Here is a 22,168-nt window from a genome sequence, read left to right as displayed (position 1 = left end):
TTCGCGAAGGCGGGGCGCAGCGACGATCCGGTGGGGGCCGGACATGCAGAGCACCCCGGCGCGCGCCTCGTGCGTCTGGGGACTGACAGAATGGCTGGGCTGGGGCCTGACGAAGGAATGTGTTCGAAGTGTGGCTGACCCAGCGGCTCGATGTCGGAGTGCCGAGAGTGCCCGGCGACGTCATCTCCCGGCCGAGAGTGCTCGAACTCCTGGATCAGGGTGCGCCGCTCACCGTGCTGCGAGGCGCGTGCGGCGCCGGTAAGACGGTCGTGCTCCGCGCGTGGGCGCATCGGGGCCTTCAAGATGGATCGCGCCTCGTGTGGATCACCGCAACCACCGACCGAGCCGACAGCGCGGGGCTGGCGGGCATGATCCTGCAACGTCTTGGCGGCGCCGATGACCACGATCTCGATATCCCAGCCGGCTGGCATGCGGTGCGGAATGTCCTCGCCGACCTGGAAGAACCGGTGACGATCGTCCTCGACGACGCGGCGATCCTCGAGCGAAACGCGCTCGCGGAACTATGCGAGACCGTCGCCGCAATCCCGCGGCTTCGTGTAGTCGCCGCCTCCAATCGCCAGACCGTGCTCGACTCCGACGGCATGGCGCTGCTGGTGGACCGCTCCGTCATCGGGCCGCTCGAGCTGATGTTCGACGAGGAAGAGGTCCGGCGCGCGCTCGACGTCGACGCCGCGCTGGCACGCAAGATCCTCAGTGCGACGAACGGCTTCCCCGCGATCATCCACGCCATGGCGCGACATCGTGCGCACGGAAGCGAAGAGCCGTTGGCCGACGCCGCAATCGAGACCGTCGCCGAGTACATGAGGATCCGGATCGCGCGATCCGGGTACGATCCCGAACTCATCTCGGCGTTTCTCAAGGTGAGCTTCGCCGATGCCGTGGACGTGCCGCTCGCACGCGACCTCGCGGGAGACGCCCGGGTCGAGAGCTTCCTCGATGACGCCGAGACCTACGGCTTCGGATCATGGTCGGGGCAGGGCTCCGGGCGCATGTTCCGATTCGCGCCTTTCGCGCGGCAGCTCCTGCGGCGCGAGCTGGAGCGGCGTCATGGAACCGAGCTTCCCGAGCTCCGGCGCACCTATGCCGAGTGGGCACTCGCCCACGGCAGGCCGATGGTGGCGCTCCGAGTCGCCGTCGACGGCGGCGATCTTCCGCTGGCTCGTCGGGTCGTGATGGCGTCGTGGTACGAGCTGCTGAACCATGGCATGGGCGTGCGCGCCATCCTCGGACCGATCCCGCTGGCACGCCTGCGTGAAGAGCCCCTTCTCGTGATGCTCCTGGCGATCTGCTACAACGGTGTGCGCGTGAGGCGCGTCCGCGGTCTGCAGCTCTTCCGCGTCGCGGTCTCGGCGGCGAACTCGCAGCGCTCCGATCTCGACACGGCCGACCGCCTCTTCATCTGGGTTGCAGAGAGCGTGGCGCTCCGCGTCCTCGGCATGCACGAGCGTGCGGCCACCGTCGCGGTGCGCGCGCTGCGCCTGCTGGTCGATACCCCGGAGGATCAGCAGGAGACGTATGCCGGGCAGGTGCCGCTGCTGTGCGCACAGCTGGGTATCTCGCTCTACTACGGCGGCAGCAAGCGGCAGGCGATCGAATGCTTCGCCTACGGCGCCGCCCTCGCGGCGGCCGGAGTCCACGAGCACGCGCTCAGCAATCTCGCCATGCTCAGCGGCATCCACGCTCTGGACGGTGACCTTCCCGAGGCGAGACACTACGTCCAACTCATCCGCGACGGCGGGTGGGGGCCGCGGTCTCTCGACGGCTATCGGGGCACGTTCTATCGGGTCGCCGAAGCGCTTCTGGCGCTGGAGGACGGTGACACCGAGCGGGCGGCTGAACAGGTCACGGCGTTCGAGGCGGAGCGTGCGACGAACGAGCATTGGCTCACGATGGCTGTTGTGGAGATGCTGGTCTCGCTCCGGCTCGACCGCCCGGCGATGGCGTCGGCGCGCCTGGAGTCCTTCGTGCAGCTGCGCGGGCGTGAGGGGCACGGAACGAGCGCGCGACGGGTGCTCAGTCGTCCCCGTGCCATCCTCCATCTCGCTCAGGGAAACACCGAAGCCGCCAAGGCGGTCCTCCAGAAGGACGCACCCGAAGACCGCTCCGAGACACTGATCGAACGAGCCCGGATCGCACTGGTGGACGACCGGCCGCGCGACACGCTCCGCATCCTCAGCCAGTCCCTCACCCGCCCGACCACCGCGAGGGTCCGTGCCGAGGCCTCCTCCCTGCGCGCGGCTGCCCTGCTCCGCACGGGGAACGATGTGGCCGCCGACCAGGAGGCGAGGCAGCTGGGCGCGCTGCTGGACGATCGGGAGCTCACGCTGCCGTTGGCCCTCTTGCCCCCGATGGACGGGCAGGCCGTGTGGGCGCTGCTGCACGACCGAGACCTCTCCGCCATCGGGCCCGTCGAATCCGCCCTGCCCCACTCGACCGCGCGGCCCGCGCTGACGGAGCGGGAGCTGATCGTGCTTCGCGCCCTTCCCTCGGGCAAACCGCTGACGGCGATCGCGACCGACCTCGGCGTCTCTCCCAACACGGTGAAGACGCAGGTCAAGAGCGTCTACCGCAAGCTCGGCGTCGCAGGACGCGAGGAGGCAGTCGCGGCCGCTGTGTCACGACACCTTCTCTTCGATCACGGTTGACCTGGGGGAGCGCCCCGTGGGCGTACGGTCGTGGGTGTGACGACAACGAGAGCCGAGGGGCGGCGAACAGGGCCACGGGTGCCGACCCGCGCGATCCTGATCTGTGCCGCATTCGCCGCGCTGCAGACTCTGATCTTCTTCGCCGTGGTACCGGTCACGACCGCGCTGGCCGTCGCAGCGCCGCCCGCGTACGCGGTGGTCGCCGGCATCCATAGTCTCCTTCCCTTCACGGCCCGGCTGGTGACGGGTGTTCCGGGGACCGCGACGATCACGGCGCTGATCACCGGCGTGCTCACGGCGGCGTTCTCGCCGATCGGGCTGCTCGCGGCCGTCCCGATGCTGACGGCGGGGATCGTCTTCGACGTCGCGCTGCTCCGGCGTCGCGGACACGGACCCATGCCGCTCTGGCGCGTGATGATCGGTGCCGTCGCCGCAGGCATCGCCCTGTTCCTCGTCTCGCTGCCGGTCTTCTCGAGCGAGCACCTCGTGCCGCCCATCCTGGCGGCCACCGTGGCCGGCCGGATCCTCGGTGAGGCAGCCGCCGCGCTCGTGGCGTTCACGCTGACGCGCGCGCTCGCCCGCGGCGGTCTGGTGCGCCACGCCCCACCCGTGGAGCGCATGCGCCCGCCCGAGTGAAGCTGTCAGCTCAGCGGCGGGGCGGGTTGCGTGGGGAGCCCGCAGCCGCGATCGCACGGCGATGAACTGGCTGAAATCGATTTCTACTTTCGTGCTCGTCGACGTAGGGTGGCACCGACGATCGAGGAGGATCATGTCCACCGCACGCTCTCGAGTTCGCGTCGCTGCTGTCGTGGCATCCGCTTCTCTCGCCGTGGCGATCACGGCGTGCTCTGGGGGACCGCCGGTCGTCCCCGACGTCGACGCCGACCAGGACAAGCCATTCGTCCTGGCGGACGTGTCGAACCTCACTGAGATCGCACAACTCACCGGCCCAGGCGCGATGAACGATACCGAGGCCGCCGCTGTCGCCGGAACCGACCTCGGTTCGATGACCAACCTGGGCGACCGCACCTACTTCTTCTTCGGCGACACATTCGGACAGCGCGATCCGGAATCGATCGGCGGGCAGGGCGGCATCTGGCGCTCGAACGTGTCGGCGTGGACCACCGATGAAGATCCGGCCGACGGCATCACGTTCGGCGGGTGGGCGCCGGTCGACGACCTCGGCTGGGCGGAGGCGCTCGTCGAGGGCGACCACGATCCGAACGACGGAGAGGGAGAGGTCACCAAGATCCCGACGCACGGCTTCGCGATCGGCGACACGCTCTACATCTCGTACATGTCGGTGTCGTACTGGGGTGAGCCGGGTGCGTGGGACGCCAACTATGCGGGGCTCGCGAAGTCGACCGACCAGGGCGAGACGTGGACGGCCTTGGACGGTCCGCGATGGCCGGGGGATTCGAACTTCGTTCAGGTCGCGCCGATGATCGTGTCGGACGGCGGGGACGAGTACGTGTACTTCTGGACGATCCCTTCTGGGCGGTTCGGAGGCGTCGCGCTCATGCGCGTTCCGGCGGCCGAGGAGTCGGTGGAAGACCTCTCGGCCTATTCGTACTTCGCAGGCACCGGTGCCGACGGAGCGCCGATCTGGTCCACCGCCATGGCTGATGCCGAGCTCGTGGTCGATGGCACGATCGGCGAGCTCTCGGTGATGTTCTCCGAGCACCTGGATCGATGGCTGATGACGTACTCCGACGACGGGAACGCGTACATCCGCGAGGGCATCACGCCGTGGGGGCCCTGGAACGAACCGATCCTGCTCGTCTCGAGCATGGACTATCCCGGCCTCTACTCGCCGTACCTGAACCCGAAGTACGTCTCCGACGACGGCCGCACGATCTTCTTCACGCTGTCCTTGTGGGAGCCGTACAACGTGTTCTGGTTCTCCGTCGAGCTCGATCGCTCGGAATGACGAACGCCGCACAGCTGTTCGTCGTTGCGCTTGAAATCGATTTCGCCTAATCTGGCCCCAGACGAGATCAGCGGCGATCCGCGAGGGCTGTGGATAGCGCCGGATCGGATCAGACCGGGCTCCATGACCGGCACAGCTCCGGACTCATCGAAGAGTCGTGTTCCTGAGGAGGGACGAACAAATGCACAAGAGAAACAGCAGGCTTGCGCTCGCCGTCTTGGCGGCCGCAACCGTAGGCGTGATGGTCGCTGGCTGCAGCGCGGGCGGAGGGGACACCACCGAGGACGGCGTCACGACGATTCAGTTCTGGCATCGCACGTTCACTCCCGTGGAGAACGAGTGGTACGCCGATATCGTCAAGGACTTCAATGAGTCGCAGGACGAGATCAAGGTCGTCGCCACCGAGGTCCCGGGAGACGCCTGGGATCAGAAGATGAAGGCGGCCCAGGCCGCCGGCAAAGCCCCAGACGTCTACACGCACCCGGGTTCGATCCAGGATGCCGTCAACGCGGGCCAGTTGCACGAACTGAACGGCATCGTCTCGGACGAAGCGCTCGGCGAGATCATCGACTCCGCGCTTCCGGTATCGGCGATCGACGACACGTACTATGCCTACCCGCTGCTGCTCGAGCCGCAGGCCGTGCTGTTCTGGAACAAGGAGATGCTGTCTGCCGCGGGGCTCGATCCCGAAGTGGGCCCGGCCACGTGGAGCGAGTTGCTCGACATGTGCGCGCAGATTCAGCCGACCCTCGCTGAGGGCCAGTACTGCATCTCGCCGGCGACGGACGCCGTGACCTTCGCGTGGTCGTCGGTCGGACAGCAGTTCAACTTCTCGGGGCACACCGCGCTGACGTCCGACTGGACCGCGCCTGACATCGACAACGCGGGCTATCGCGAGCTGATGGCCAGCTACCAGACGTTGTGGAACGAGGACTACATGCCGAAGCAGGCGCTCGCCGCCTACGTCGAAGGCAAGGACTTCGGTGAGGAGAAGGTCGCGTTCAAGGTATCGGGTTCGTGGATGATGTCGGAGATCGGCTCGGATTTCCCCGACCTTCTCGGCAGCACCGGCATCGGAGCGTTTCCCGACGCGGACTCGGCCGAGGGTGACACAGCGACGACGCTCGGCAACTTCAAGTGGGTCGTGGACGCGAAGTCGAAGAACGCCGAGGCGGCGGGTGCGTTCCTCGAGTGGGCGATCGCGGGTGACGCCGAGAACCTCGTGCCGTTCTTCGTCGACACGCAGTTCACCAAGGTCCCGGTCCGTGAGTCTGTCCAGGAGGCCGTCGCCGCAGACCCGGCGGCGAGCGAGGCTCCCTGGTCGGGCATCATCGTCAACGACATCGCGCCCACGGCAATCCCCGAGCCGACGTACCCGTGGGACGTCTCGCTCGCCGTCGGCACCGCGATGGAGTCGGTCATGAAGGGAGCGGCCTCGGTCGACGACGCGATCAAGACGGCGGAGGATGCCATCAACACGGTCATCCAGCGCGACGATCTGCCCAGCAAGGCGCCGAAGTCCTAGCGATGATCAGTTACCGGGGGTCGGGCGCGCCCGACCCCCGGTGACTCGGGGACCACAGTGAGGTGAGGGAATGACCGCGACGCAGACGATGATGACCGAGACGGAGGCGATGATCCTCCCCGGCGGCAAGCGCGGCAAGCGCGACAGGCGCAGCCGCGACCGCTACCGCTTCCGGGATGGGAGGATCGCGTACCTGCTCATCCTTCCCGCAGTAGTGCTGCTCGGGATCTTCGTGATCTGGCCGGCCGTCTACGCCGCGTATCTGTCGTTCCAGGATTGGAGCTTCTACAAGGATCCGGAGTTCGTCGCCTGGCGCAACTACATCAACGTGATGAGCGATCCACTCTTCTGGGCGGCGATCGGGCGCGGCTTCGCATTCGTCGTGATGACCGTCCCGCCGATGCTCGTCCTCGCATTCTTCTTCGCGAGCCTCGTTGTGAGCGTGTCGCGTCGCTTCGCCGGCGTGCTGAAGGTCAGCATCTACATCCCGACGATCATCTCCACGGTGATCACTTCGATCATCTTCGTACTGATCTACAACTACTCGGGTGGCCTGCTGAACGCCATGTTCGCCGGATTCGGCATCGATCCGATCGCGTGGATCGGCGACCCCGCCTGGGCGCTTCTCGCGATCGCGGTTCCCGCCGTATGGCTCGGCATCGGCCTCACATCGCTCATCATGGTCGCCGGCATGGTCGACATCCCGAACGAGTACTACGAGGCCGCGGCGATGGAGGGCGCCAATTGGTGGCAGAAGACGTTCTTCATCACGCTGCCCCAGTTGAAGAACATCCTCCTGTACCTGCTGATCACGGGCTTCGTCGCCGCGATCCAGCAGTTCGAGCTGCCCCTCGTCATGACCAACGGCGGGCCGTTGGATTCCACGACACTCCCCAACCTGTTCATCTTCAACCACTTCCGCAACGACATCAACGTCGGGTACTCGATCGCCGCTGCGCTGCTGCTGTTCGTCGTGCTCGGGACGGTGTCGGCGCTGGTGTTCCGATTCGTCAACTCCGAGAGGCTGGTGGACTGACATGGCGGTCGCACTCGAGATCCCCGTGGCTCGGCGCCCCCACCGCGATGCACTCTGGTGGCTGTACGGGATCGGCAAGGCGCTCGCCGGCGCCGCTTTCATCCTCGCGGCGCTCTTCCCGCTCGCGTGGATGGTGATAGCCGGCTTCAAATCGAAGACCGAGGTCATCCAGACACCGTTCCAGTTCTTCCCCGAAGTCTGGCTGTGGGAGAACTACGCGCAGATCCTCGCCGACCCGACGTTCACGCGGACGATGCTCTGGACGTTCCTCGGGGCCGTGCTCTTCACTCTGCTCGCTCTCACGGTCAACTCGCTCGCCGCGTACGCCTTCGCGCGCCTCGACTTCCGATTCAAGCGCACACTGTGGGTCCTCGTCATCACGACGATGTTCATCCCGGGCATGACGATTCTTCTGACGAGCTTCATCGTCGTGACGAACCTGCAGATGCTCGACACGCTTGCGGTGCTCGTCATCCCGGGCGCTGCCAGCGCCGGGATGATCTTCTTCATCCGGCAGTTCTACCTCAGCGTCCCGGCAAGCCTGGAGGAAGCGGCGATGCTCGACGGCTGCGGGCGGGTGCGCATCTTCACGCACCTCTTCCTGCCTCTTTCGAAGCCCCCGTTCGTCGTCATGGGGATCACCGCGTTCCTCGCGTACTGGAACTCGTACGTGTGGCCGATCCTGACGATCACGACGCCTGAGCAGTTCGTCGTGCAGCAGTACCTCGCGACGTTCCGCTCGGAGCGCAGCACCGAGCTGGGCATCCTGATGGCCGGGTCGGTCCTCGCCGCCGCACCCGTCATCATCCTGTTCCTCATCTTCCAGCGCCAGATCATCGGAAACATCAAGATGGCCGGCCTCAAATGACGACGTGCGCCTGAACATTCTCACCTGAAATCGATGCCGCCTCCTGTCGGTGTTGTTGGGGTCGGACCCGAGGCTGCGACGCGGACGAAGTCGCGTCAACGGCTGAATATCAGTCAGACGCTCGATCCGGAATACAGACCCGCAGGTTCTTGTGCTTGAAATCGATTTCGTTTAACCTGCTCCTCAGGGCTACTCACACGCGTGTGTGCGTACCCCGATCTCGAACATCGCGCACGCCAAGGAGGGCGTATGACTCGGTTCGGCAAGCGACTGATCTCAACCGTCGCGATTTCGGCGCTCTGTATGGTCGCGGCGGTCGCGGGCGTCGGCCCCGCCGCCGCGACGTCCGCAACATCGCCGGCGGTGGTCGTCTCGAAGATGACCGGGCCGGTGTCCACGAGCAACACACCCGCGACATGGGGCGTGTACTCGACCGATCTCGGCGTCATGTGGGACAACGGCGCCGGCACGATCCTCGCCGCTTTCGGAGACACCTTCGGCAACGCGTGGACGCCACCCGGTGGCAACGGCAACGACTGGCGGAGCCAGGTGCTGCTGCGCAGCACCGACACGAACCTCGCCGACGGCATGTCGTTCTCCAGCGCGGCCACGGACGCCCCCGGTCACGCGAAGGAGCTCATCCCGAGCAAGAAGATCGACAACGACGAGATGACGGTCATCCCGACCGCCGGCGTCTCGGTCGGGTCGCGCCAGTACATGGCGTACATGTCGGTGCGGCACTGGGGCGTCCCCAACACGTGGGACACCAACTACGCGGCGATCGCGTACTCGGATGACAACGGACAGACCTGGGTCACAGCCGGCGGACCGCGGTGGGACAACCCCGGCGGAACCAACAACTTCCAGATGGCCGCGTTCGTGCGGGACGGCGGGTACGTGTACATGTTCGGAACACCGAACGGCCGGCTCGGCGCCGCTCGGCTCGCACGGGTGCCTGAGGCGTCCGTGCTGACGAAGTCCGCCTACACGTACTGGACCGGATCGGGTTGGTCCGCGTCGGAGTCCGCTGCCGTGGACGTCGTCTCGGGACCGGTCGCGGAGCTTTCGGTGCAGAAGAACGCCTACACGGGCGGCTGGGTCATGACCTATATGCAGGGCAGCGACATCGTGCTGCGAAGCGCCAGCGGACCGACCGCTTCGTGGAGCGTTCCGCAGGTCATTGCGAGTTCGGCAGACTACCCCGGGCTCTACGGAGGTTTCATCCACCCGTGGTCGTCGGGTTCGAACCTGTACTTCGCACTCTCGCAGTGGAACCCGTACAACGTCTATCTCATGCGCGTGGGGCTCACCCCGTCGGGTGGCGTCGACAAGCCCAACCTCGTCGCGGATCCGAGCTTCGAGCGACAGACGAGTGGCACCGCGAGCTCGCCGTGGGCGTGTACCGGCAACTGCGGCGTCGACAACGGGATGTGGTCGGTCTCCGGCGACCGCAACGGCTTCGTCCGTTATAACTCCGGTTGGCACGACATCCACCAGACAGTCAGCGTGAGTCCGAACACGGCGTACACGGTCACGGGCTGGATACGGACCTCGGCAAACAACGACAACGGATTCTTCGGCGTACGCGACGTCGGCGGGCCACCGATCGCCGAGGTCAACTTCCAGGCCGTCGGCGCCTGGACGAGGTACACCGTCACATTCCAGAGCGGGAACCGCACGGCGGTGGAGCTGTTCACCGGCGCCTGGACCGACAACGGCGACATGTGGGTGCAGGTCGACGACTATTCGCTCACGCGGTCCTAGCTCCCCAGGCGACAGTCCCGCAATCACACACAGAGGAGAGAAGCAATGAGGCAATCGCTCACGAGGATAGGGTTCGCCGCTCTGGCGGCGGGAGGTCTCCTGACAGTCGCCGCCTGCAGCGGCGGCGCCCCCGCAGACGACAACGCGTCGGGAGTGACCGTGGAGTTCTGGCAGAACCAGTTCTCCGAGGAGGACAACGCCTGGTACAAGGAGGCAGTCGCCGCCTTCAACGACTCGCAGGACGAGATCACCGTCAAGCTCACCGTCGTGCCGGGCGATGCCTGGGACCAGAAGCTCAAGGCGGCACAGGCCGCCGGAAACGCTCCTGATATGTACACGATGAACTACTCGTCGGTGCCGATGAAGGCGCGCAACGAGCAGATCGCGCCGATCACCGAATACATCGACGCGGAGGCGTGGGCAGATCTCGACCCCCGGTTCCTCGAGGCTGTCACAGTCGAGGATGAGCAGTACGCCTACCCACTGCTCTTCGAGCCCAGCGCGCTGTTGTTCTACCGCACCGACCTGTTCGAAGCCGCGGGTCTCGATCCGGCGACTCCGCCGCAGACGTGGGACGAACTGCTCGACGCGGGTGCCGCGTTGAAGGAGGCCGACCCCGACGTCGTGCCCTTCCAGCTCGCGCAGACCGCCGTCGAGTTGTCATGGTCGACGTGGGGCGCGCAGTTCGGTACCGCGGGGCACCTGCCCATCTCGGACGACTGGTCAGAATCGCTGGCAGCCGACCCGGCCTACCAGCCGCTCTTCGAGTTCTACCGCGACCTATACGCCGACGGCATCCTCGCCAAGCAGCCGTTGTCGGGCTACGGCGACGCCGCCCCGCTGGGCGAGGGGAAGCTCGCGATGATGGCGAACGGCTCGTGGGGCATCAGCCTGCTGCTGAACGACTACCTCGACATGATCGAGAAGCTTGCGATCGCGCCGATGCCCACGGTCGATGGCGATGCGACGCGGGCCACCTCGACGCTGGGTGGTTGGACGATCGGCGTCGACGCGAGGTCGGAGCACGTCGAAGAGGCAGCCGCCGCCATCTCGTTCATGCTGGCTGAAGACACCGCGATCCCGAAGGATTACTTCGTCAAGACGAAGTTCACCAAGCTGTCTCCGCGCACTTCGCTCGCGGCGGAGCTTGCAGAGGATCCCGGCGTGTCGATCAATCCGTTCTACGACGTGCTCGTCGGCTCGACCGAGACCGCCATTCTCGAGCCGACGTACGACTGGCAGGTGAGTCTGGCGTTCGGGACAGCCCTCGAGAAGGCCATGCGGGGTGACGACATCGCTGCGGCGATGGATGAGGCGGATGCCACGATCACCAAGCTCATCGGCGATCTCGGTCTGCCGGAGCAACTGCAATGAGAGAGGACCGGCCCATGCGACGAGGTCTGAGAACGACGGCTCTCGCGGCGATCGGCGTGATCGCCGTCGGGGCGATGGTGCCGGCGGGCGCGTCGGCGGCTTCGCCCGACCCGGCGTCGTCTGCCCTGGCGGTGGCGCCACCGGACCACTCCCCGGCGGTGCTCGTCGAGAAGATGACCGGACCCAAGTCGCTGAGTGCGACCGACACCCGCTGGCGAGTCACCGGCACCGATCTCGGCATCATGTGGGACAACGGGCACGGCGAGATCCTGACCGCATTCGGCGACACGTTCGGCGACTGGGGCGGGCCCGGCGGCGGGGGCGGGGACTGGCGCTCGAACGTGCTGCTGCGCAGTACCGACGCCGACCTCTCCGACGGCATGAGCTTCGACTCCGCGGTGGAGGACGCGCCTGGCCATGCCGGCGAGATCATCCCGTCGCTCAAGATCAACGGCCAGGAGATGACGACGATCCCGACCGCGGGCATCGCGGTGGGGGAGCGTCAGTACCTCGCGTTCATGTCGGTGCGCCAGTGGGGCCTGCCGGGCGAGTGGGACACGAACTTCAGCCGAATCGCCTACTCCGACGACAACGGCGAGACGTGGAACTCGACCGACGGCCCGGAGTGGACGAACACCGCCGACGGGCAGCATCCGTTCCAGATGGTGGCCTTCGAACGTCACGACGGGTACGTCTACATGTTCGGCACGCCCAATGGGCGGCTCGGCGCGGCGCACGTCGCCCGCGTGCCCGAGGCGCAGGTGCTCGACAAGTCGGCGTACTCCTACTGGAACGGCTCATCGTGGGTGCTCGGCGACGACACCGCGGCGGCGCCGATCGTGCCGCCGAACGTCGCCGAGCTCTCGGTGCAGTACAGCGAGCACACCGGCGGGTGGCTGATGACCTACCTCGACGAGAACCTCGACATCGTGCTGCGCACCGCGGCGTCGCCGGAGGGACCGTGGAGCGAGCGGCAGCGGCTCGCCAGCTTCGCCGACTACCCCGGACTGTACGGGGGCTACATGCACCCGTGGTCGGAGGACGGCGATCTCTACTTCGCGCTGTCGCAGTGGGACCCGTACAACGTCTACCTCATGCGCGCCGCGATCGATGAGGACGGCACGGTCGTGAACCCCAACCTCATCCAGAACGGCGGTTTCGAGCGAGCTGTCGACGGCACGATGCCGGCACCGTGGGCATGCACCGGCAACTGTGGCATCGACACCAACCACGCGTGGGCGCACGGCGGGTCGAAGCAGGGCTGGATGCGCTCCAACGTCGGCTGGATCGACATCCACCAGGATGTCGCGGTCGAACCGAACACCACCTACACGCTGACGGGATTCGTCGTGACCGGAGGAACTCCGGCCGAGGGAGCGATCGGAGTGCGCGAGCTCGGCGCCGGCGCGGCGACCGTCGCCGAGGCATCCTTCGAGGGGGTCGGCGCGTACACGCGCTTCGAGGTCACGTTCCACAGCGGCGACCGCACCCAGGTGCAGGCGTTCGTCGGTAGCCACTTGAACGGCGATCGCTGGGTGCAGATCGACGACCTGTCCCTCGTCAAGGCGAGGGAGCAGCTGCCCGGTCTGTCGGTGTCTGTGGTCTCGGACCCCGCTGCTGGCAGCGAGGTGGTTCGCGAAGACGTCGTGACCTACACGGTGGCGGCTTCGACCGACAGCGCCACGAGTGAGGCCGTAGACCTCGCGATCGACCTCACCGGGCTCGTGGACGACGCGACCCTCGACGGCGCGTCGGTGACGTCGTCGATCGGTGCGCCGGTGCTCGACGGTTCGACGCTGCGGTGGACGGGCGCCATCCCCGCGGGCGAGACGCTCACCGTCTCGTTCGCGGCGACCGTGCGACGCGACGCCTCCCGCACCGACTCGCAGCTGATCGTGACGACGGATGCCTCGGCGGAGCGCGCGATCCTCACGTCGTGCGACGGCTGCGAATCGACGCTGACGGCGGTGCACTACGACCCGCGCCCGCCCCGGCCCGAGTTCCCCGACAAGCCGGGCAAGCCCGACAAGCCCGGTAAGCCGGGCAAGCCCGGCACCGTCTGAGCCCGCCTGTCGGCCGGCTCGCGTGAGCCGGCCGGCCGGCGGCACGACGAGACGCGAGCCGTCGTAAATCGACGCCTGCGCGCGCTCGAGACGACCATGTGAGACGGTTCGCCACAGACGTGGAGCGCGCCGAAGGCGCCGCCGACACTCAGCCGAGGTCGGCTTGGACCAGCCACACCTCGAGCTCGGCGATGGACGTGTACCGAAGCGGACCACCGGGCTCCCCGACGAGCCGCACGCCGTCGGCGCACACCTCGGCGAAGTCGAAGACGTACTCGTGCTCCTCGAGCGCCGTGAAGTCGTTCCGATATGGCGGAGCGACGGATGCCTCTACCGCCCGCCACTCTCCGTCCACTCGCACCTCGACGCGCGGTCCGTCGGCGAACCAGCCGCCCATAGAGTCCTGGCCGCCGGGCACGGTCACGATGCGGTCGAAGCGCCGCGGCGACGGCCACTGGTATCCCCACACGTCCTCGCCGGAGCCTGGCCCGCGGCTCGAGTCCTCCACGAGGTCGCGGCGACCGTCGTTCAAGACCGACGTCTGCCCGTCTGCCACGCGAGAGACAAGCGGCCACGTGTCGGGCGACAGCGCGAGGTTGCCGCCGGTGTCCGGGGCGACGGCATCCGTTCCCGGGTCGAAGCGCACACGGCGCAGACCGAAGGTGTACGCGCGGCCGCCCCTGGAGGTCGCGCCGAAGAACCAGTTGCTCTGCAGCCACAGGTCGCGCCCGTCGGCCGAGAGGAACTTCGACGGCATCGTCGGTGTGTAGCCGCCGTGCTTCGCGAGCGGCGACCGCGGACCCTGCCACGGGAAGTGCCCGTAGTCGGCCGAGTGCAGATGCCGCCACGGACCCCACGGCGCGGCCGCCTCGTAGAACTCGTGCGTGTACTCGCTCCACGACGAGCACAGATAGCGCCCGAGGCCGGGATTCCAGACGACGCCGCCCTGCGCGATCGCGGTGAACCCGGAGCGCCCGCCGTACGGAGCGGGATCGGGGTAGAGAATCCGCTCGTCCTCGAGAACGGGCGACTTCTCGCCGATGTCGTAGCTCCAGCGCGGCATCCCGTCACCATCTCGTCCGGTGAAGAACACCCACTCGGAGCGGTCCTGCACGGATGCCGCGGGCACCCGCGCCAGGAACAGCGCCGTGGGGTCCGGCACGATTCGCGTGAAGGAGGTGCGCCAATTCCCATCGATCCCGTACGCGTACACCCAGGGGCTGCCGCCGTTCGAACGGCCGAGGTCGAGGAACATCACGGTCGTGAAGACGTGGTCGACGAAGAGGGGCTCGGTCGGCCACGTCCATGTGCGCCCGTAGTCCGTCGACCGCACGATCGTCGCGGTGGGCGCCTCGTCGAAGATGCCGGGTTCGTCGCCGCAGCGCAGATCCTGCACGGCAAGATACAGCTCATCGCGGCCGTCTCCGTCGCCGTCGACCGCCACCATGCCCGTCGGCTTGCGGTTGAACCGCGGCGCGTCCCACGTCGGCGCCACCTCGTCGCCCGCCGCCAGGGGCGCGCCGGCCAGCCCGGTCTGCGGCATCCCATCCACGCGGCCGACGAGGATGTCGTGCCAGCCGTGAGGTGAGAACCCCGTGCCGTCACCGGCCGCGGTGTACAGGGCGCCGTCGTCAGCCCACGCCGACGGCCACAGGTCTCCGTCGCCGTCGGCCCACACCGAGTTCGCCTGATCGACGTGCGCGACGCGCAGTCGAAGAGGCGCGGCGTCCGGATTCACCGGCACGCCGTCGACGAACCGGAGCGCGGCAGTCATCGACTGCTGAGCTCTCTACGAACCCATTCCTCCACCAGCCGCGCCGACTGTGCGGGCGTGAGCAGATCGGTGTCGATGATCTCCGCGTCCCACTGCGGATCGCCTGGCCGGCGGCGCGTCCATCGCGCCCACTGCATCGGAACGCTGCTCGGGACCTGGACGACCTCGGGCGCATGCGCGGGGTCGAGCGTGTGCGCGCGGAACCATTCGCCAAACCGGGCGTGGTGCACGATCGACGCTGGATCCTCGCCGCGACGCAGCAGGCGTGCGCTTCGCACGTCTGGCGAGCAGTGCAGCAGGCAGACGGCTATGCGTTGCAGGCGATCCGCCGACGGCGCTGCCAGGAGCTCGCCCATCGGGACTTGACCACACAGCAGCATGTGCGCGCCCTGTGCTTGGGCCTGCAGTGCGCGATGGATCCAGTGCTCGATGGCCTCGTGGCGCCAGGCCGTATCCGCGCCCTCGGGCACCCCAATCGAGTCGAACTCGACGCATCGCACGTCTGCACCCCAGTCGACGTCTCTGAGGTGCGCGAGTGCGGCCGATTTGCCGGCGCCACTCGCTCCGGTCAGAGAGAACAGCACTCCGCCTCCTCCGTCACGACCTCAGTCCTGTGGCGCGCGTGGGGGAGTCGCGCCGATGTCCGGCACCGGTGCGGTGCCTAAGTGAACCTCCATATCGTCGGCGGTCGGCGTCTTCGGCCGGCGCGCGGTGGGGCGGTCGAGGTAGAACAGCGCCGTCGAGGCGATGTCGTCACGCAGCGGCAGGTAGCGCCAGCCGCTGCGCCAGCCGAGCGCCTGGATGTCGACCTTCGGGATGCCGGAACGGAAGAAGATCGGGTCGACCAGGTGCCACCGGTACATGCCGAAGCGCTGCTGGCTGACGTAGAGCCCGTCGGGCCGGATCACCTGAGGCATCCCGAGGTACGGGGTCGAGAACTCGGTGTACCCCTTGCCCGGGATGTCGAAGTTCCACGCGCCGCCGAAGTAGTCCTCGGTGCCGGTGCCGCAGATCGTGGGGTAGTCCGTGTCGTCGTCGAGGTAGAACTTGATCTCGCCCTCGCCCCACCAGCCATTGGAGCCTGTGCCCCACGCGATATAGGTGCCGACGTACTGCCCCTGCCCTTCGATGCCCTCCAGTATCGTGTGCGGCACGAGCTCCTCGAGCGGGTTGGAGCGGCGCCACTGCGCGTGGAAGTACCCGTCGCGCGAGTAGTCGCCGCCGGTCTCGTAGGTGACCTGGTAGTAGACCCGCACGTCGACGACCGACGTGTTCTCGATCGTCAGCCGGGCGCCCTCGCGGAACGGCATCGGCCAGTACGAGTTGAACCCGCCGTGAGGGTTGGCGGCGATGGGCTGCGAGTTCACCTGGGCGAACACGCCCCACCCGTTGCAGAAGAAGTCGCCGTACGGCACCTCGACCGCGGGCTCCTCGGAGCCGTCCCAGTACGCGCGCAGGATCAGCGTGCGCCAGTTGTCGGTGTGCGTCGTGATCCAGATGTGGGTGATCTTTCCGGCGCCGTCGATGTTCGCGAGGTCGAAGGTCTCGCCCGCCTTGACGTCGACGCTCGGCGAGATCTTCCAGCCGGGGCCGAGGTCGCGGGCGCAGGACGCGCCGGTACCCTCGGTCGCGCGGCCGCCACCGCCGGGCGCGCCGTCGAAGTTCTCGGGAGAGATCGAGCGGGTCTGCAATCCCCGGATGCCGGAGATCGACGACAGGTCGGGCGGGAAAGGGTTGGCGGGCATCTGGGTGCACATCCTCGTGTCGGCGCGCCGGATGACGGCGTGCTTCTGGAATCGATTTCAACACTGTATTGTGGCCTGACCGGCGTGTCAACGCGCTCGGCCCGCAGTCCGACGGGAGCGCAATGGCGACGATCTACGAGGTCGCAAAGCTCGCGGGGGTGTCGCCCGCGACCGTTTCGCGTGTCTTCAACGGCATCGGCGTCTCGGACGAGAAGACGCTCGCGGTGCGCGAAGCGGCGCGGCAGCTGCGGTTCACGCCCAACCGCACGGCGCGCACGCTGCGCAAGCAGGCTTCCGAGGTGATCGCGCTGGTGATCCCCGACATCGAGAACCCCTACTTCACCGAGATGGCGCGCGGTGTCGAGGATGTCGCATCGCAGGCGGGCTATTCGGTCGTGCTGTGCAACACCGACGCCGACATCGACAAAGAGGCGACGTACCTGCAGATCGCGATCTCGGAGCACATGGCCGGAGTGATCCTCGCCGCCGCGTCCGACCACACCAACCTCGACGATCTCATGGCGATCGGCCGCCCCGTCGTGGCGGTCGACCGCGGCACCGGCTATGACATCGACGGCGTGGTCATGGCCAATCGCACGGCGGGCCAGGCAGCGACGGAGAACCTGGTGCAGGCGGGCTATCGCCGCATCGCGTGCATCACCGGGCCGCAGCACATCGAGACGGCCTATGAGCGCGCGCAGGGCTACCGCGCCGTTCTCGCCCGCCATTTTCCCGACCGCGACGCCGATGAGCTCTTGCGCTACTCGACCTTCCGCGTGGACGGTGGCCGCGAGGTCATGGAGGAGCTCCTGTCCCTGCCGGAGCCTCCGGATGCGATCGTCGCCGGCAACAACCTGCTCGGTGTCGGAGCGATCCAGGTGCTCACCGAGCACGACCTGACGCCGCCGCGCATCGGTGTGGCGGTCGTCGGATCGCTGCCGTTCACCACGCTGTCGCCCAGCGCGGTGACGGTCGTGCGGCTCCCCGCGCGGCACATGGGAGTGACAGCGGCGAAGATGCTGCTCGAGCGGATCAACGGCGACGACCAGCCGGCGCGCACGATCGTCCTGCGCAATGAACTGCACGCCGCACGCACCGCCGTGCGTCCCTGATCGCGGCGGTTTCACGATCGGTCCAGTTTTGCGCGGTTGATCATGAAATCGATTTCGTCTAGAGTGAGCGAGTCCCTGTGGACGCTGTTCCGGCACCGTGACCCGATCGAGGAGGATCGACATGACGCGTCGTGCGCGAGGCATCCCGCATACCTCCGAACGCGCCGCGTTCCCGCTCGGCGGGATCGGCACCGGCAACGTGTCGCTGGGCGCGCGCGGAGAGCTGCGGGATTGGGAGCTCGAGAATCTCCCCGACAAGGGACGCGTCAATCCGTACACGTTCTTCGCCATCCACGCCGCGCCACTGGGCGGCGAGGCCGTGACGCGCGTCCTCGAGGCGCAGTCCACCGGCCGGCGGGACTGGGATGCCGGGTTCCCGTTCGAGCGACAGGCCGGCCTGCCCCGGCTGCGTGGCGCGACGATGTTCGGCGAGTACCCGGTGGTCGATATCGAGTTCGACGACGACGTGCTGCCGGTCGAGGTGTCGCTGCGCGCCTTCACTCCGCTGGTCCCGCTGGATCCGGACGCGTCGGGCGTCCCGGCTGCGGTGCTGCGGTACAGCGTGCGCAACCCCGGCGAGCGTGCGGTCGGCGTCACGGTCGTGGGCAGCGTCAGCCACACGGCCGGCCGCGGCGAAGGGCCGTTCGGCATGCGCGCCGCGCAGACCGTCCGCTGGCGCGACGAAGAAGGCGTCCGCGGCCTCGACTTCGGCATCGACCTGCCCGCGGACGATCTCGGCTACGGCAGCTTGAGCCTCACGACGACCGACGCCTCGACGACCGCCAAGCCGCAGTGGGTCACGGGCTTCTGGCCGGACGGACCGAGGCTGTTCTGGAACGACCTCTCGGACGATGGGATGCTGCAGCCGGAGCCACGGCTCACCCTCGAGGATCGCCCGCGCGGCCTGTTCGCCGATTCCGCCTCCGCCGGCGAGATGACCGAGGCAGAGCTGTTCGAGAAGCTGCCGCGGCTGCGCACCGGCTCGCTCGGAATCGTGCACGAGCTCGCGCCGGGCGAGACCCGCGACTTCGAGTTCGTGCTCGCGTGGAGCTTTCCCAATCGGCACCGCTCGTGGCGCGGGCATATCGTGCCCGACGGCCGCGACGACGAGGGGGTCGTGCGCAACCACTACGCGACGCTGTGGCCCGACGCGTGGGCCGCGGCATCCCACCTCCATCGCGAGCTCGGAACGCTCGAGGCCCGGACCATTGCGTTCGTCGATGCCCTGTACGGCGGCACGCTCGACCCCGCGATTTCCGACGCGGTGGGCGCGAACATCGCGGCCCTGAGGTCGACGACCGCGTTCGTCGTGGAGTCGCCGGCTCCTGAGCTCGGCTCCGGTCCGGTGTTCGCCGCGTGGGAGGGCTCGTTCGATCACGGCGGTTCGTGCGAGGGCACCTGCACGCATGTCTGGTCGTACGCTCAGACGGCGGCGTGGCTGTTCCCGTCTCTCGAGCGCAGCGCTCGTCGCGTGGAGTTCCTCCTCGAGACCGACGCGGCGGGGGCTCAGAAATTCCGCTCCAACCGCGTGTTCGGCGGCCCGTCGTGGTTCATGGGCCCCGCCGTCGACGGGCAGCTCGGCACCTTCCTGCGGCTGCACCGCGAGTGGCGCTTCTCGGGCGACGACGAGTTCCTGCGTGAGCTCTGGCCCGCCGCCGCGCGCAGCCTCGAGTACGCGATCCGGGAGTGGGGTGTCGACAGCCGGGGGCCCGAATCCGGCCTGCTGAGCGGAGAGCTGCACAACACCTACGACATCGAGTTCCACGGGACCGAGCCCCTCGCGAACGGGTTCTTCGCCGCTGCCCTGCGCGCCGGGGCCCGGATGGCGGCCCACCTTGGCGAGACCGATCGTGCGACGGACTGGCTCGCCCGCGCCGACCGCGTCGCCGAGAGGATGGACGCGGTGCTGTGGAACGGCGAGTACTACCGGCAGGTCATCGACGACGTCGACGGCCACCGCTACCAGTACGGCGAGGGCGTGCTCTCGGACCAGCTGCTCGGGCAGTTCCACGCGTGGATCAACGGGCTCGGCGACCTCCTTCCCCGCGAGCGCCTGCGCTCCGCGCTCGGCGCCGTCGTGCGGCACAACTTCCGTTCCGACCTGACGGCGCACGAGAGCACGCAGCGGGTCTACGCGCTGGGCGACGAAGGGGGACTGCTGCTGGCATCGTGGCCGCGCGGCGGTCGCCCGGCCATCCCGTTCGTGTACTCCGACGAAGTATGGACCGGCGTCGAGCATCAGGTCGCGGCATCCCTCGTCTATGCCGGACTCGGTGACGAGGCCTTGCTCATCGAACGCGCCCTTCGCTCCCGGTACGACGGGCGCACCCGGAGCCCCTGGAACGAGATCGAGTGCGGCAACCATTACGCCCGTTCGCTCGCGTCGTGGGGACTGCTGCTGGCCGTCAGCGGAGTGCAATGGGATGCCCCGGCCCGCACGCTCTCGTTCGCTTCCACCGCCGCGCAGCTGCGCGCGCTGTTCACCGCCGGCGAGGCATGGGGGCGGGTCGAGATCGAGCCCGGCACGGTCACCGTGCACGTGGACGGCGGAGTCCTCGACCTCGACCGCCTCATCGTGCACGGGCACGAGGCATCCGGCCCCCTCCGACTGCCGGCGGGCGAGAGCTTCACTGCTCGCCTCGCCGTGACCACCGACCACCCACTCCAGGAGACGACATGACGTACACCCTTCCCACCCCTCGAGAGCGCCGCAGCATCCCGGCGCGGACCGCGTACCTCATCGCGTCGGGCGACCTGCGCGAATCCGCCAACGTCGCGGGCTGGGCGACGCAGGTCGAGCTCGAGGCCGGCGTGACTCGGGTGCTGAACGATCTCGGGTGGCAGGTCGTGCGCGCGAACGACGTCGACCCCGAGACCGGGCACGGATTCATCTCGAGCCAGCGCATGGGGCTCGAGGTCTTCAAGACCATCCCCGCCGACGCGCCGCTCATCGTCGCCGAGGCGGTGTGGCAGTACTCGCATCACGTGCTGGCGGGGCTGCGCACCCACGAGGGACCGATCCTCACGGTCGCGAACTTCGCCGGTGACTGGCCGGGCCTCGTGGGACTGCTCGGGCTGAATGCCGGGCTCACGAAGATGGGCAAGGACTACGCCACCATCTGGTCTGTGGACTTCACCGACGACTGGTTCGCGGCGGGGTTGAAGGAGTGGACCGAGACCGGCAGCATCACGCACGACGCCTCGCATGTACGGCCGCTCGGCGACCTGCCGTCGACCCCCGAGGTAGAGCTGGGCCGGGCGCTCGGGGATCAGCTGCTCGCCGAGAAAGCCATCATCGGTGTGTTCGATGAGGGCTGCATGGGCATGTACAACGCGATCTTCGACGACGAGCTGCTCAACCGGACCGGCATCTACAAAGAGCGGCTGAGTCAGTCCGCGCTGTATGCCGAGATGCTGACGGTGACGGATGCCGAGGCCGACGCCGCACGTGACTGGCTGACCGATCGCGGCATGGTGTTCCGATTCGGCACCGACGAGGCGACCGAGCTGACCGAGTCGCAGGTGCGCTGGCAGATGAAGATGTACATCGCCGCGCTGCGCATCGCCGACGATTTCGGTCTGGACGCCGTCGGCATCCAGTATCAGCAGGGCCTGAAGGACCTCGTTCCGGCGTCCGATCTGGCCGAGGGCATGCTCAACTCGACCGAGCGGCCGCCGGTGCTCTCTCGCGACGGGTCGCGTGAGCTGTTTCCGGGGCGTGCATTCCCGCACTTCAACGAGGCCGACGAAGGCGTCGCGGTCGACGCGCTGGTGACCGACCGCGTGTGGCGCGCGATGGGGCTGCTGCCCGACAACACGCTCCACGACGTGCGCTGGGGCGAGGACTACGACGGTCAGTTCGTGTGGGTGTACGAGATCTCGGGCTCGGTACCCGCCTCGCACCTGGGCGGCTGGGACAAGGCCGAAGGCTGGCGCCAGGGCCCGGTGTTCTTCCCGGCCGGCGGGTCGACGATCAACGGCGTCTCGAAGCCCGGCGAGATCGTGCTGTCACGCGTGTTCATCGCCGACGGCATCCTGCAGGCGGACGTGTTCCGTGGCACCGTGGTCGAGCTGCCCACGGAAGAGACGCAGCGGCGCAAGGATGCGACCAACCCTGAGTGGCCCATCGCCCACGTGGTGCTGCACGACGTCAGCCGCGACCAGTTCATGGCGCGGCACAAGGCCAACCACGCCCAGCTCGTGTACGCGCCCGACGCCGCGACCGCTGACAAAGCACTGATCGCCAAGGCGGCCATGTTCGACCGCATGGGCATCAAGGTCAACCTCGCCGGTCGCGTCGACGGGCTGTGA

General features: G+C 67.8%; 15 protein-coding genes. 12 read left to right on the top strand and 3 right to left on the bottom strand.

The window, feature by feature from the left end; genetic code table 11:
• The first annotated feature begins 119 nt into the window (after positions 1 to 119).
• The 9 genes from ACLKM7_RS05490 (at position 120) to ACLKM7_RS05450 (ending at position 13,226) form a co-directional block, all read left to right on the top strand.
• The gene (locus ACLKM7_RS05490) at positions 120 to 2,666 is read left to right on the top strand and encodes a LuxR C-terminal-related transcriptional regulator (RefSeq protein ID WP_436446156.1); all 2,547 of its coding nucleotides are present in this window, start codon (positions 120 to 122) and stop codon (positions 2,664 to 2,666) included.
• 36 nt (positions 2,667 to 2,702) lie between these two features.
• Positions 2,703 to 3,302: a hypothetical protein gene (locus ACLKM7_RS05485; RefSeq protein ID WP_436446155.1), complete on the top strand. Its 600-nt coding sequence runs from the start codon at positions 2,703 to 2,705 to the stop codon at positions 3,300 to 3,302.
• A 133-nt stretch (positions 3,303 to 3,435) separates the two neighbouring features.
• Positions 3,436 to 4,596 carry a DUF4185 domain-containing protein gene (locus tag ACLKM7_RS05480; RefSeq protein ID WP_436446154.1) on the top strand — a complete coding sequence of 387 codons (1,161 nt, stop codon included), beginning with the start codon at positions 3,436 to 3,438 and terminating at the stop codon, positions 4,594 to 4,596.
• 181 nt (positions 4,597 to 4,777) lie between these two features.
• Positions 4,778 to 6,121 (top strand): ABC transporter substrate-binding protein, encoded by a 1,344-nt coding sequence (locus ACLKM7_RS05475; protein ID WP_436446153.1) that lies wholly within the window; start codon positions 4,778 to 4,780, stop codon positions 6,119 to 6,121.
• Between the two features lie 70 nt (positions 6,122 to 6,191).
• A complete protein-coding gene (locus ACLKM7_RS05470; protein ID WP_436446152.1) occupies positions 6,192 to 7,157 on the top strand; it encodes a carbohydrate ABC transporter permease in 966 nt (321 codons plus the stop codon).
• A 1-nt stretch (position 7,158) separates the two neighbouring features.
• On the top strand, positions 7,159 to 8,025 hold the full coding sequence (locus ACLKM7_RS05465) for a carbohydrate ABC transporter permease (protein ID WP_436446151.1): 867 nt from the start codon (positions 7,159 to 7,161) through the stop codon (positions 8,023 to 8,025).
• A 249-nt stretch (positions 8,026 to 8,274) separates the two neighbouring features.
• On the top strand, positions 8,275 to 9,789 hold the full coding sequence (locus tag ACLKM7_RS05460) for a DUF4185 domain-containing protein (protein ID WP_436446150.1): 1,515 nt from the start codon (positions 8,275 to 8,277) through the stop codon (positions 9,787 to 9,789).
• A gap of 45 nt (positions 9,790 to 9,834) precedes the next feature.
• Positions 9,835 to 11,163 (top strand): ABC transporter substrate-binding protein, encoded by a 1,329-nt coding sequence (locus tag ACLKM7_RS05455; RefSeq protein WP_436446149.1) that lies wholly within the window; start codon positions 9,835 to 9,837, stop codon positions 11,161 to 11,163.
• Between the two features lie 14 nt (positions 11,164 to 11,177).
• Positions 11,178 to 13,226, top strand: a complete 2,049-nt coding sequence (locus ACLKM7_RS05450) for a DUF4185 domain-containing protein (protein WP_436446148.1) — start codon at positions 11,178 to 11,180, stop codon at positions 13,224 to 13,226.
• Positions 13,227 to 13,374: 148 nt separating this feature from the next.
• On the opposite strand, the gene ACLKM7_RS05445 is transcribed toward ACLKM7_RS05450, so the two are convergent.
• From ACLKM7_RS05445 to ACLKM7_RS05435, 3 genes are all read right to left on the bottom strand, one after another.
• Entirely contained in the window at positions 13,375 to 15,000 is a 1,626-nt protein-coding gene (locus ACLKM7_RS05445; RefSeq protein WP_436446147.1) for a hypothetical protein, read from the bottom strand.
• Positions 14,997 to 15,470, bottom strand: a complete 474-nt coding sequence (locus ACLKM7_RS05440; protein ID WP_436446146.1) for a hypothetical protein — start codon at positions 15,468 to 15,470, stop codon at positions 14,997 to 14,999. Before ACLKM7_RS05440 ends, ACLKM7_RS05445 begins: the two co-directional genes overlap by 4 nt.
• Before the next feature lie 135 nt (positions 15,471 to 15,605).
• Positions 15,606 to 16,745: a glycoside hydrolase family 172 protein gene (locus ACLKM7_RS05435; RefSeq protein ID WP_436446145.1), complete on the bottom strand. Its 1,140-nt coding sequence runs from the start codon at positions 16,743 to 16,745 to the stop codon at positions 15,606 to 15,608.
• 122 nt (positions 16,746 to 16,867) lie between these two features.
• Here ACLKM7_RS05435 and ACLKM7_RS05430 point away from each other — a divergent pair, with 122 nt between their 5' ends.
• From ACLKM7_RS05430 to ACLKM7_RS05420, 3 genes are all read left to right on the top strand, one after another.
• Positions 16,868 to 17,857, top strand: a complete 990-nt coding sequence (locus ACLKM7_RS05430; RefSeq protein WP_436446144.1) for a LacI family DNA-binding transcriptional regulator — start codon at positions 16,868 to 16,870, stop codon at positions 17,855 to 17,857.
• 121 nt (positions 17,858 to 17,978) lie between these two features.
• On the top strand, positions 17,979 to 20,537 hold the full coding sequence (locus tag ACLKM7_RS05425) for a GH116 family glycosyl-hydrolase (RefSeq protein ID WP_436446143.1): 2,559 nt from the start codon (positions 17,979 to 17,981) through the stop codon (positions 20,535 to 20,537).
• Positions 20,534 to 22,168: a fucose isomerase gene (locus tag ACLKM7_RS05420; protein ID WP_436446142.1), complete on the top strand. Its 1,635-nt coding sequence runs from the start codon at positions 20,534 to 20,536 to the stop codon at positions 22,166 to 22,168. Before ACLKM7_RS05425 ends, ACLKM7_RS05420 begins: the two co-directional genes overlap by 4 nt.

Source organism: Microbacterium sp. I2 (assembly GCF_051364985.1).
Taxonomy (GTDB): Bacteria; Actinomycetota; Actinomycetes; order Actinomycetales; family Microbacteriaceae; genus Microbacterium.
This window is presented reverse-complemented; position numbering and strand designations above follow the sequence as displayed.

Bases quoted from the DNA above. Each gene is read 5' to 3' on its own strand.
- ACLKM7_RS05480 (WP_436446154.1), top strand. From the start codon at position 3,436: ATGTCCACCGCACGCTCTCGAGTTCGCGTCGCTGCTGTCGTGGCATCC.
- ACLKM7_RS05475 (WP_436446153.1), top strand. From the start codon at position 4,778: ATGCACAAGAGAAACAGCAGGCTTGCGCTCGCCGTCTTGGCGGCCGCA.
- ACLKM7_RS05470 (WP_436446152.1), top strand. From the start codon at position 6,192: ATGACCGCGACGCAGACGATGATGACCGAGACGGAGGCGATGATCCTC.
- ACLKM7_RS05465 (WP_436446151.1), top strand. From the start codon at position 7,159: ATGGCGGTCGCACTCGAGATCCCCGTGGCTCGGCGCCCCCACCGCGAT.
- ACLKM7_RS05460 (WP_436446150.1), top strand. From the start codon at position 8,275: ATGACTCGGTTCGGCAAGCGACTGATCTCAACCGTCGCGATTTCGGCG.
- ACLKM7_RS05455 (WP_436446149.1), top strand. From the start codon at position 9,835: ATGAGGCAATCGCTCACGAGGATAGGGTTCGCCGCTCTGGCGGCGGGA.
- ACLKM7_RS05450 (WP_436446148.1), top strand. From the start codon at position 11,178: ATGCGACGAGGTCTGAGAACGACGGCTCTCGCGGCGATCGGCGTGATC.
- ACLKM7_RS05445 (WP_436446147.1), bottom strand. From the start codon at position 15,000: ATGACTGCCGCGCTCCGGTTCGTCGACGGCGTGCCGGTGAATCCGGAC.
- ACLKM7_RS05435 (WP_436446145.1), bottom strand. From the start codon at position 16,745: ATGCCCGCCAACCCTTTCCCGCCCGACCTGTCGTCGATCTCCGGCATC.
- ACLKM7_RS05430 (WP_436446144.1), top strand. From the start codon at position 16,868: ATGGCGACGATCTACGAGGTCGCAAAGCTCGCGGGGGTGTCGCCCGCG.
- ACLKM7_RS05425 (WP_436446143.1), top strand. From the start codon at position 17,979: ATGACGCGTCGTGCGCGAGGCATCCCGCATACCTCCGAACGCGCCGCG.
- ACLKM7_RS05420 (WP_436446142.1), top strand. From the start codon at position 20,534: ATGACGTACACCCTTCCCACCCCTCGAGAGCGCCGCAGCATCCCGGCG.